General features: G+C 44.3%; 11 protein-coding genes, 1 tRNA gene, 2 pseudogenes and 1 riboswitch. Of the genes and pseudogenes, 5 read left to right on the top strand and 9 right to left on the bottom strand.

The genetic code is table 11. The features are described 5' to 3' along the window. Nucleotides 1-264: 264 nt before the first annotated feature. Nucleotides 265-384, bottom strand: coding sequence for a photosystem II reaction center X protein (psbX, locus tag WN50_RS32350; RefSeq protein WP_072075544.1), 120 nt, complete (start codon nucleotides 382-384; stop codon nucleotides 265-267). Nucleotides 385-546: 162 nt separating this feature from the next. Between psbX and WN50_RS17115 the strand changes: the two genes are divergently transcribed. Then, entirely contained in the window at nucleotides 547-831 is a 285-nt protein-coding gene (locus WN50_RS17115; protein WP_046280617.1) for a YggT family protein, read from the top strand. A 15-nt stretch (nucleotides 832-846) separates the two neighbouring features. Here the strand turns inward: WN50_RS17115 and accC are convergent, their stop codons facing one another. Further along, nucleotides 847-2,202, bottom strand: coding sequence for an acetyl-CoA carboxylase biotin carboxylase subunit (gene accC / locus WN50_RS17110; protein WP_046280616.1), 1,356 nt, complete (start codon nucleotides 2,200-2,202; stop codon nucleotides 847-849). 193 nt (nucleotides 2,203-2,395) lie between these two features. On the opposite strand from accC, the gene WN50_RS17105 reads away from it, so the two are divergent. From WN50_RS17105 to WN50_RS17095, 4 genes and pseudogenes are all read left to right on the top strand, one after another. Then, nucleotides 2,396-2,476 (top strand) — tRNA-Leu (locus tag WN50_RS17105). A 252-nt stretch (nucleotides 2,477-2,728) separates the two neighbouring features. After that, nucleotides 2,729-3,640, top strand: a pseudogene (gene crtE, locus WN50_RS17100) (geranylgeranyl diphosphate synthase CrtE); the annotation flags it as partial. A gap of 1 nt (nucleotide 3,641) precedes the next feature. Further along, the coding region (locus WN50_RS34120; RefSeq protein WP_235440997.1) for a polyprenyl synthetase family protein at nucleotides 3,642-3,907 on the top strand (266 nt) is incomplete at its 5' end. Between the two features lie 14 nt (nucleotides 3,908-3,921). Beyond that, nucleotides 3,922-4,380, top strand: coding sequence for a divergent PAP2 family protein (locus WN50_RS17095; protein WP_046280614.1), 459 nt, complete (start codon nucleotides 3,922-3,924; stop codon nucleotides 4,378-4,380). Between the two features lie 346 nt (nucleotides 4,381-4,726). On the opposite strand, the gene WN50_RS17085 is transcribed toward WN50_RS17095, so the two are convergent. From WN50_RS17085 to WN50_RS37645, 7 genes and pseudogenes are all read right to left on the bottom strand, one after another. Next, on the bottom strand, nucleotides 4,727-5,386 hold a 660-nt coding region (locus WN50_RS17085), incomplete at its 3' end, for a hypothetical protein (protein ID WP_235440996.1). Between the two features lie 49 nt (nucleotides 5,387-5,435). Then, on the bottom strand, nucleotides 5,436-5,762 hold the full coding sequence (locus WN50_RS17080) for an MgPME-cyclase complex family protein (RefSeq protein ID WP_046280612.1): 327 nt from the start codon (nucleotides 5,760-5,762) through the stop codon (nucleotides 5,436-5,438). Nucleotides 5,763-5,825: 63 nt separating this feature from the next. Beyond that, nucleotides 5,826-6,542 (bottom strand): pyridoxine 5'-phosphate synthase, encoded by a 717-nt coding sequence (locus tag WN50_RS17075; protein WP_046280620.1) that lies wholly within the window; start codon nucleotides 6,540-6,542, stop codon nucleotides 5,826-5,828. Between the two features lie 132 nt (nucleotides 6,543-6,674). Further along, the gene (locus WN50_RS17070) at nucleotides 6,675-8,756 is read right to left on the bottom strand and encodes a cation:proton antiporter (protein ID WP_082172313.1); all 2,082 of its coding nucleotides are present in this window, start codon (nucleotides 8,754-8,756) and stop codon (nucleotides 6,675-6,677) included. A gap of 76 nt (nucleotides 8,757-8,832) precedes the next feature. Further along, nucleotides 8,833-9,657: pseudogene (locus WN50_RS17065) on the bottom strand (SLC13 family permease); the annotation flags it as partial. Nucleotide 9,658: 1 nt separating this feature from the next. After that, on the bottom strand, nucleotides 9,659-10,340 hold a 682-nt coding region (locus WN50_RS17060; RefSeq protein WP_281062892.1), incomplete at its 3' end, for an SLC13 family permease. 373 nt (nucleotides 10,341-10,713) lie between these two features. Next, a riboswitch (cyclic di-AMP (ydaO/yuaA leader) is annotated at nucleotides 10,714-10,850 on the bottom strand. A gap of 171 nt (nucleotides 10,851-11,021) precedes the next feature. Next, nucleotides 11,022-11,387, bottom strand: coding sequence for a hypothetical protein (locus WN50_RS37645; protein ID WP_046280611.1), 366 nt, complete (start codon nucleotides 11,385-11,387; stop codon nucleotides 11,022-11,024). Nucleotides 11,388-11,450 lie beyond the last annotated feature (63 nt).

Below are 11,450 nucleotides of genomic sequence, written 5' to 3'. Positions count from 1 at the left end.
ACCAGCCCCGATGAGTGTGAGGGATGCCCCAGGAGTGGGAAGAACAAAAACTTCTTCTCTCTACTGCTAGTCAGACGGAGAGACTTTCTTACGGTCAATTACCCGTATGCGACAGATCCGAAGTGGTCTAGTTGCAAGCCACATCCCCTTGTGGGTGGGGCATTTGACATATCTCTAGAAATATTTCAGTCAGCCGTTGTTCGGGTCAGGGGTTGAAAGTTGACTCAGACTCCTTACCCGAACTTTGAGCCATCCCTGATGGGATTAAGAACGGATGATCTTATCTTTCTGACTGAGAACGAACAGAGCAACAATTGCCGGAATGACAACGATCAAAGTGCCTGCTAGTAAGCTGTAAAGGAAGTTTGCTAACGAAGGGGTCATAGTAACCTGATCCTTAAAATTTACAAAGATTGCTTTAACTTTATCATTTTAACAATAGGTTAGACCGTTGAGTCATTGACTTCCACTCTGTCTTTGGGTAGCTCATAACCCGCTAAAATGAGGAACAGTTGCAGTTACAAAACTTCAAGTTTCGAGAAGAACATGACCACCGTTACCGCAGTCAGTTGGATTTTAGGCATTGTCCTAGCCGTGATGACCTTTTTCTTCATTTTCCGTATTGTCCTGACTTGGTATCCCCAAGTGGATCAGAGTCGCTTCCCGTTTAACGTGATTGTCTGGCCGACTGAACCGTTTCTGGCTGTCACCCGCAAAATTGTTCCCCCTTTAGGGGGAGTCGATATTACACCGATTATCTGGGTAGGAATTTTCAGTCTTTTACGGGAAATCCTACTCGGTCAACAAGGTCTGTTGAGAATGATCATCTAAGTCTGGAATATCCTGTTATTGCTGTTGACGACTCATCCACTGTTCAACAAAATTGGTGTAAACTTCACCTTGTATGAATTCTGGAGTTTCCAAAATCTTTTGATGAAAGCCAATGGTTGTGGGAATTCCAGTAATCGCAAACTCTCGTAAAGCCCGTTTCATCCGAGCGATCGCACTAGATCGATCAGGCCCCCAAACAATCAATTTCCCAATCAAAGAATCATAGTAAGGCGGAATTTCATAGTCGGTGTAGACATGAGAATCAATTCGCACGCCATTTCCGCCGGGGGGAAGATAAGCGCTAATTCGTCCCGGACAAGGGCGAAAATTGTGATCGGGATCTTCTGCATTAATCCGACATTCAATGGCATGACCCCGGAGTTGCACCTGTTTTTGAGTGAATTCTAGTTTTTCCCCTTGAGCAATGCGAATTTGTTCGGCGATTAAATCTAAGCCTGTTACCATCTCTGTAACGGGATGTTCAACTTGGATGCGGGTATTCATCTCCATAAAATAGAAATTCCCCGCCTTATCGAGCAAAAATTCAACCGTTCCCGCTCCAGTATAGTGAATGGACTGAGCCGCAGTCACGGCTGCTTGTCCCATTTTTTCGCGCAGATCTGAACTTAACGCCGGACTCGGGGATTCTTCCAGGAGTTTTTGATGACGTCGTTGAATCGAACAGTCCCGTTCTCCTAAGTGAATCACATTGCCGTGACTATCGGCTAAGATTTGAAACTCTATGTGACGGGGAAGTTCGATAAATTTTTCCAGATAGACACCGGGATTTCCAAAGGCGGCTTCGGCTTCTCCTTGGGCGGCGGAAAATAGTTTCGGGAGTTCAGCCGGATCACGAACTAGACGCATTCCTCGCCCTCCGCCGCCTGCGGTTGCTTTGATGATAACCGGATAGCCGATTTGTGAGGCTATTTTCGCGGCTTCTTTTTCGCTCGTGACTAGGCCATCACTGCCGGGAATAGTGGGAACCCCGACTTTTTGCATGGTTTCCTTGGCGGTTGATTTGTCGCCCATTGAACGGATCGCCTCGGGAGTCGGGCCAATAAAGGCGATATCGTGATCGGCGCAAATTTCCGCAAAACGGGCATTTTCCGCGAGGAAGCCGTAGCCTGGATGAATGGCGGTGGCGTTGCGGGTGAGGGCGGCTGAGATTATATTGGGAATGTTTAGATAGCTTTTAGCGCTACTCGGTTCACCAATGCAAACGGCTTCGTCCGCCAACTGAACATGAAGGGCGTGGTGATCAATGGTAGAATGAACGGCGACTGTGGCAATACCCAGTTCCTCACAAGTGCGGAGGATGCGTAGGGCAATTTCCCCCCGGTTGGCAATTAGGATCTTTGAAAACCGCATCTTCTGTGCTGCTCGGTCAATAATCAGTTTAGGATAAACTGTTTTGGTCAACAGGGAAAGAGATAAAACGCAACAATGTTGTTACAGGCGATCGCTGACTTTTGGAAACTCTGTTGATATTGCTGAAAGTTTATGATATGATAGAAGACGCGCTGTGAAACGTTCAGTTTGACTGAGATTTCATTGAGCCTAAGCGGATGTGGCGGAATTGGTATACGCGCACGTTTGAGGGGCGTGTGGCTTTGCCTTGCGAGTTCGAGTCTCGCCATCCGCATACCAAAAATCACAAGCAAAGTCGTAAGAGGTTGACTGAAAGCATAACTTTTATGTAGTAGAAGGGTTATGTTTTCAATCCCAAGTCGATGCAGCAACCCTCAATCTTTGGGTAGTTCACTAAAACCGTAGATGCCAACTTTGGTATCCCCTAAACTTTTCTGAGTCGGATTGAGAGATAATCGACTTTGGGTGTCACAAGACCCGTACAATGGGATTGACGAAATATGACTCAGTACGGACAAACAGCGTTATGGTATTGACTGGAGAAAACCCATCACCCCCGACAAGCTCGACGTTTGACCTATCGACTTATTTGGCGGAACGCAAGGCTGAGGTCGAAATAGCACTTGATGACTCAGTTCAAGTCACCTATCCCGAGAAAATTTATGAGGCGATGCGGTATTCACTGCTAGCGACAGGAAAGCGTCTGCGTCCGATCTTGTGTCTGGCGACTTGTGAGTTGTTAGGGGGAACGGCGGAGATGGCGATGCCAACGGCTTGCGCCCTAGAGATGATCCACACCATGTCCTTGATCCATGATGACCTGCCTGCGATGGATAATGATGATTATCGTCGGGGACAACTCACTAACCACAAGGTTTATGGTGAAGATATTGCGATTTTAGCCGGGGATGGGTTGTTAAGCTATGCGTTTGAATTTGTAGCAACTCAAACCACAAATGTACCCCCTCAACAGGTTTTACAGGTGATAGGCCGTTTAGGTCAAGCGGTGGGCGCTACCGGACTGGTGGGCGGTCAAGTGGTAGATTTAGAATCAGAAGGTAAAACAGACATTACAGAAGAACGCCTAACATTCATTCATACCCATAAAACCGGAGCTTTGTTAGAAGCTTGTGTCGTTTGCGGCGCTATTTTAGCTGGAGCATCAATAGAGAACTTAGAACGGCTATCAAGCTATGCTCAGAAAATCGGTTTGGCGTTTCAGATAGTTGATGATATTCTCGATATTACTGCAACTCAAGAAGAACTAGGAAAAACAGCCGGAAAAGATCTCAAAGCTCAAAAAGCGACTTATCCTAGTCTTTGGGGACTCGAAGAATCAAACCGTCGAGCCACTGAACTGATCCAACAGGCTCAAGCGGAACTCGCTCCGTTTGGAGAAGCGGCGACTCCCTTAATTGCGATCGCTCAATTTATCACCNCAAGCTATGCTCAGAAAATCGGTTTGGCGTTTCAGATAGTTGATGATATTCTCGATATTACTGCAACTCAAGAAGAACTAGGAAAAACAGCCGGAAAAGATCTCAAAGCTCAAAAAGCGACTTATCCTAGTCTTTGGGGACTCGAAGAATCAAAACGTCGAGCCACTGAACTGATCCAACAGGCTCAAGCGGAACTCGCTCCGTTTGGAGAAGCGGCGACTCCCTTAATTGCGATCGCTCAATTTATCACCAGTCGCAGTCATTAGAGGTGTCTAACTCCATGCAAGACTTTGGCAATATTCTGGATAACCAAGTCCTGATGGTCTCCCTTTTCGCTTGTCTGTTTGCTCAAATGGCGAAGTTGACGATTGAGTTAATCAGACATGGAAAAATCAATTTTCGGGCGTTAGTCACAACAGGCGGGATGCCGAGTTCTCACTCTGCTTTTGTCTCCGCATTAGCTACAGGTGTCGGACAAACAATTGGCTGGGAAAGTCCTGAATTTGCGATCTCCGTTGTCTTTGCTTTTATTGTTATGTACGATGCGACGGGAGTTCGTCAAGCGGCGGGTCAACAAGCTCGTATTTTGAATCAGATTATTGATGAGTTATTTCAGGAGCATCCCCAATTTAACGAAGATCGCCTCAAGGAGTTACTTGGTCATACCCCTTTTCAGGTGATTGTGGGTTTGGCTTTGGGAGTGGTTATTTCTTGGATCGCAAAATTGGCTTATCCGTAAATGGGCGCAGGGAAACAGTGAACAGTTTTTGCAGTAATCAGTAATCCGTTTTTTTCCCTGTTCCCTGTAACCTGTCCCCTATTCTTTATCTTCTGAGACTAGGGGTTAACGTTCGGGCTGATCAGCGTTACCCTGCGACTATCAACCATCAGAGATAAGAAACCCCGATTACTTAAGGTTTGTAATGTAGAGGTGGCGGTTTCTAAGCTGTTTGTCTGTGTGACAAGTAAATAGGGACGCTGACCATAAGAAGCTAAACCGACTGCTGTTCCAGTGATTTCTTCGATTTCTGCGGCTAAATCGGGTTGATTGAGGTAGTCTACTAACACCGCATACCCTGAACCGNGGTTTCTAAGCTGTTTGTCTGTGTGACAAGTAAATAGGGACGCTGACCATAAGAAGCTAAACCGACTGCTGTTCCAGTGATTTCTTCGATTTCTGCGGCTAAATCGGGTTGATTGAGGTAGTCTACTAACACCGCATACCCTGAACCGAGCCTCCGGGGATTAAAGCGAGCTTGTTCGCTAGAAGGTTGAGGTTGAGGCTGAGGTTGAGGCTGAGGTTGAGAACGAGGTTGAGAACGAGGTCGAGCTTGAGAACGGGGTTCTGTTTGCAACTCAGATGCAGGTGAACGGTTCACGACAGGGCGGGTGGGAGGACGTTCTGAAACGGTTTCGGGTTTGACGACATAGGTTTGCAAACCGGAACTCTCTTTAAGATAAGCCGCCCAATCTTCTGCAATCAGTTGATCTTTAAAACCACCTACTCGCGTAACCAGATCCTCAACATAGCGACAAACTTCACTTTTGATATCACTGGGTAACGTTTTACGGGCTAAGTCCTGTTCAGCAGTGGTTTCGCTCACAATCAATACAAGATACTCTCCAGAAGCTGGCGGTTCACAAGAGGCAGCAGCACTCGCAACGTTTGGACTCACGCTATAACTGGTGAGTAGAACTGCGATCGCCGTGAACCTAAACCATTTCTTGACACCAATTTGAACCATAGCTCAGATCTCAACTGACTGTGAGCAGACCTATTTTAGCAGTCTGTGATCACGCTACCGCCAAAGACGCTAACGGATCAGCAATACTGGATGAGGGGGCTTGAAAATTCCCTGTCGCGACGAATTCTAAACGGAGTTTCAACCAAATAATAAACTGCTCATTGGTGGAAATGACAGCCACCGCAGGTTGAGGACATTTTGCTTTAACGTCCGCCAGTTCCGGCGCTTCGAGAAAAGCAGGTTGGGGAACTAACCAGAAGTCAATTTCTTTTTCCTGTTCTTGGTAGTAGCGAGTTCGTTCTTTGAGAACTTCTTCAAAGGGTTCTTCTTCGAGAAGAAAGTGTTGACTGGCTAAAAGATAGTAGTAAGTTTTCATGGTTCGTTGTGAATCAATAATTCGTTGTTTGTTCTGAAAAAAAGGTGAGTGATCACGAACAGTTTACAGAGCGATCAGGGCTTGTTTCATTTCCCGAACGGCTCGATCTAAGCCCACCAGAACCGCTCGACTGATAATGCTATGACCAATATTGAGTTCTTCCATTCCCTCAATACAAGCGACGGGGTAAACGTTCCAGTAGGTCAAACCATGACCCGCATTCACCCGCAGTCCCGCATTTTGAGCCAGTTGACTCCCTTCGATCAATAGCTTGAGTTCTTGGTATTGCTGATCCCCTTTGGCGTCAGCATAACAACCTGTGTGTAACTCCACAAAAACAGCTTTTGTGCGGGCTGAAGCTTCAATTTGAGCAGGGTTTGCATCAATAAACAAACTGACGGGAATTCCTGCATCTTGCAGTTTACCAACAACTGCACTCATTCGCTCCTGTTGACCAACGATATCGAGTCCGCCTTCGGTGGTGACTTCTTCTCGTCGTTCTGGAACTAGAGTAATATAGTCCGGTCGAATGTCCAATGCGATCGCCACCATTTCATCGGTAGGTGCCATTTCTAGATTAAGATGAGTCCGCACCGTTTCTCGCAACAGCCGCACATCTCGTTGTTGAATATGACGGCGATCTTCGCGTAAATGTACGGTAATCCCATCTGCACCTGCCAATTCTGCAATCACTGCCCCCGCCACCGGATCGGGTTCGATGGTTCGACGAGCTTGACGCAGTGTGGCGATATGGTCAATATTGACTCCCAAAGTCGGCAACTTAGCCTGTCCTCGTGTTGAATGTTCCCGTTTTATCAGTTTACAGTCACCCGTCACCCGTGACCAGTTTTTTCAGTTATTAATGTTGTTTTCAGTGACATAGATTTTGATCTCACCCGCCCCTACAGCCTGCTATACTTGCGGTTCACCGAACATCACCACTGAACAGCGTAGGTTTTGCATGACTTCATGGGTGACGCTACTGACAGCTAAACCGCCTGCTGTGCGGCGACGTTGCGATCGCAATACCACGAGATCAAATCCTTTGGCTTGTTCTAAAATCGTTCCAACGACATCATTAGTCGCCCTAACAACAATGTTGGAGTTGATCGAAGAGCCTTCTACACTGAGGATTTCTGTTAATTGCGTTTCCATGATGGTAATTTGCTGAGGAGTAGTTTGAGCCGGACAAATATGTAATAGAGTGACAGCCGCTTTGTTGGTAGAGGCTAAAAGTTGAGCAAAACGAATGGTTCTAATGGTTCGCGGTGCTATAGTTTTAACTAAGACTAAAATCTGACGAATTTGCACAGGTTCTTGTAATAATCGCATCACCGCTACTGGACAGTGAGACGACCAAAATACGCTATCAATCACCGTTCCAAACAGTCGCGCTCGTAAACTGGTATTTTCGCTCCAACCCATGACGATTAAACTCGCATCTTTTTCGCAAGCGGTGCGAGTAATTCCTGTAGCAACATCGCCATCAATTCTGAGAATTGGTTCCGTTTTAACGTTGAACTCTTGACCGACTTCTTCTGAGCGTTTTAATAATAATCTACTGTATTTTAATGCTTTTTGAAATTCGGGTTCATCCATGTGAACTTGGGCGTGAGTTGCGATCGCTAAAGGAACAATTGATCCCTCTTCGTGACGAGCAACTAAAGCCGCCATTTCCATCAAATAGCGTTGAGTATCGGGGTTATATATCGGAACAACAACGGTAAAAGGTAGAGTTTTTTCGGCTTCTTGGCTATTTTCCCCGTCCTTGATCGTGGGGTTAATATTAAAGGATGATTTGGCTGCTTTCAGGGGAAGCAAGCGAGGTGCATATTTTTGGGTCAGTAACGGGCCTAAAATCGAGGTCGCTAACATTAAGACAATCACACTATTAAAGACTTCTTCACTCAGTAAACCGACATTAAAACCGACTAAAGCTGCTGCTAGAGTTGTTGCGACTTGAGGGATGGAAAGTGACCAAATTAACAGGGTTTCGTCTCGGCTGTAACCGTAGAGTAATTTAACAGCCCAGGCTGCAATGAATTTACTAATTATTAACCCTAAAACAATAGCGAGAGGTAAGGTAAAATTTGTGGTTAAGGTAGAGAGAAAAACCGGAACATTCAGAAAAAGCCCCATCGCAATGAAGAAAAAGGGAATAAACAATACACTGCCTACAAATTCCACTTTGTCTTTAACGAGGCTATTTCCCACCGCATCGTTAACGGCTAAACCTGCTAAAAATGCCCCAACAATTTGATCGATCTGAATAATTTGAGCGCCAACAGAAGCGAGAAATACTGATAATAAAACAAATAAGAACTGATTGCCTTCTTCACTGCCATTTCTTTTAAAATAGGCTTTTCCAGCCCAATCAAAGCCAAATAAAACGACAGCCGAATAAATCGCTAGGCTTCCCAGTTGCCAACTCAAACTATAGAGTGAAAATTCTCCGGCTTGAACTGACACACAAATTGCCAAGACTAATAAAGCGCTAATACTGGTAAAAATCGTAGCCCCAACACTAATAATAATTGGTTCAGTATCAATCAGTCCTAAGCGTTGAACAATGGGATAAGCCAACAGCGTATGAGAAGCCAGTAAGGAACCAATTAAAATAGCCGCATTCCAACCAAAGCCGAACCAAAGCCCAATAGCAATTCCCGCCAGCATGGGAAAAATAAAGGTAGAAATTCCAAAGCCTATCGCCCGATCTTTTTTGCTTTTAAACTGGGCGAGATCAATTTCTAAACCCGCTACAAACATCAGGTAAATTTTCCCGATGTCTGACAGCAGTTTCATGGTTTCCGATTGAGAATCTAATACGCCTAAACCATGTTCACCTAAAACTACACCTGCTAATAATAATCCCACGAGTCCAGGAAGACGGAGACGTTCAAACCAGGGCGGTAACGTCAGAGAAACGAGTAGTAATATGGTAAAGATGACAATGGGGCTGTCTGGTAGCCAATTGAGTAGTTGCATGGTTGGCATTCACGAGTCAAAACCAATACCAACGATAACCCATTTCAAAGAAATCAACAACTGAAGTCAATCTCAAAAAAAAGGATTATGACTGTTTGAGAAACATAACTCCAACATATATTGCGGCTGCTACCAGTTGAACTCCCATGACTGGTAATCCGTATTTGAGAAACCTTTTAAATGAAATCGTGCGTCCATGTTGTTCAGAAATCCCGGCAGCCACAATGTTAGCAGAAGCCCCTAATAAAGTGCCGTTGCCGCCCAAAGTCGCACCATACATCATCGCATAAAATAAAGGTAAGACTTCAACCGGAAACTGTCCTTGAAAATCTACGGCTAATACTTCAGGCCCGGCTAAACCGACATTCACTAAATATTGTTTGAGAAGGGGAACCATCGCCACGACGAGGGGAATATTCGGAACAATACTGGAAAGAAGACCCACAAAAAACAGTAAAAGAATTGAACCAAAAGCAATATTTGTACCCACGACAACGGCTAAAACGCCAGATAAACTATTAATGACCCCGGTTTTTTCCAGTCCTCCCACTAACACAAAGACAGCCATAAAGAAGAGTAAGGTACTCCAGTCAATATCCCGGAGAATATGGTTGATCGAATCAATATGACTATGATGGGATAATAGCAGGGCTAAAGCTGCCCCTAATAACGCTACAGCCCCCGGTGAAACAGGAATCGGTAAGGATTCTCCGATGATAAAAAAGGTGATCACAAAAGCTGCAATTAGACCTCCTATAGCTAAGGTTCGGGGATGATTAATTTTAGGGAGAGAAAGTTTATCAATATTTTTTAATTTGGCTCTCCAGATTTTTGGGAATAAAATAGGCAGTAACAGAATTACACTTAAAACCGCTACCGCACCGCCTAAGCTGAGGCGAAATAAGTAATCNGTAAGGATTCTCCGATGATAAAAAAGGTGATCACAAAAGCTGCAATTAGACCTCCTATAGCTAAGGTTCGGGGATGATTAATTTTAGGGAGAGAAAGTTTATCAATATTTTTTAATTTGGCTCTCCAGATTTTTGGGAATAAAATAGGCAGTAACAGAATTACACTTAAAACCGCTACCGCACCGCCTAAGCTGAGGCGAAATAAGTAATCTGTAAAACTCATGTTAATCGCATCTCCGACGATATAGGTTGCCGGATCGCCGACTAAGGTTAATAATCCTGCACTATTGGCGATAAAAACCATTAAAATCAACAATGGCACAAAGTCAATTCCGATTTGTGTCGCCATTGGTGGAATGAGAGGTGCGAGTAACATCACCGTTGTCGCGTTGGGAAGAACGGCACAAATGGGGGCGGTAATTGCTACAATTCCCAGAAGTAATCGCTTTCCTTCTCCTTTAGAAATAATCACCATTTTTGTCGCGAGATAGGCAAAAACATTAGTCGGTTCAAAGGCACGAACTAACACCATTACCCCAAAGAATAAAGCAAGAGTGGCATGACTTTGACTAATATAATTAACCGCCTCTGCTAAAGTCATTACATGAAGAAAAACCAAAATTAAGGCACCTAAAAGTGCAGCAATGGTTAAGTGTAGAAAATCTGTCGTAATGAAAAACATTACGGCGATAAATGTTGTAGCTGCAATGAAAGGCTGAAAGTTACCCATAGATTGAAAATGATCCATAGCAGTAGACCTGATAATTAGTGATGTTGGAGGGTTCGACTCGGCTGTGACCATTTAGGTAAGTCTAAAAAAATACCTAACATTCGATGGATAGCCTAAAACTTGCAGTTAGGTTTGAGGAAAATTCAACCTAACTAACTGACTAGAATTATTAAGTTTGAGTAGGGTTGGAAAAAGTTAAATCCAACCCCTAAAAAATTTATTTTTCACAATGCCTCAATCAAACAAACAGGTACATAGAAGCGAGCAGTACCAATGGTTGCAACTGAGAGAATCAAGACATTGTAATAGTATACGTGTCGATTCTTCAGTCTCCCCTCAATGCCTACGGAGTTAGCTGACGGGCTAGGATTGAGAGATATCCTTCTTGACTCATCGGGAGTCAAAGATAAGCCCCAAAAAGTGGTTCCTCCGCTCCCCATTGTTCCCAGGCGCAATGCTGAGAAGATAATGAGAGATTAGGCTGACTTGCTCTTGATGAACGTAGCGTAACATATTTTTTTTCAGAAGGGAAGATCTGTATAGAATTAATTAAGATTAGTTAATCAAATCCCCAGCTTCATCAAGAAACGGGGGACTTGTATTACTGATTAAACAAGATTACAGGGATTGAGTTTACCACCATTTGCGATTCCCTTCTTCATCAACACGGGCTTGACGAATGACATCAGAAATCTCTTCAGCATCTTGAACATGGTGTAATGCTTCTTTATTCCCATCTTCATCTTCTACGATAAAATAAGTGGGAACAACAACATGATCTCCAGTCGGATCGGGCGCATCAACAGCCACTTGTTTAGCCTTTTCTTCGAGAGACATAGAATCATCAATGCGATCGCCAGGGTTGGCTGTTAAGCGATTTCCCTTTTCTTTTAATTCTGCTTTTTGTTGACGTTTTTGTTGAGGATCAACTTCCTGGGGGTTCATCGGTTGTTGAATATCGGAATTTTTTTGATCTTCGTTTCTGGTATCACTAGGCATTACTTTAATCTCCTTTTATCAGGATCTTCAAAAATTGACTTTTTTTTACTGTAGTCAATTTAT

The sequence above is a fragment of the Limnoraphis robusta CS-951 genome, assembly GCF_000972705.2.
This window is presented reverse-complemented; position numbering and strand designations above follow the sequence as displayed.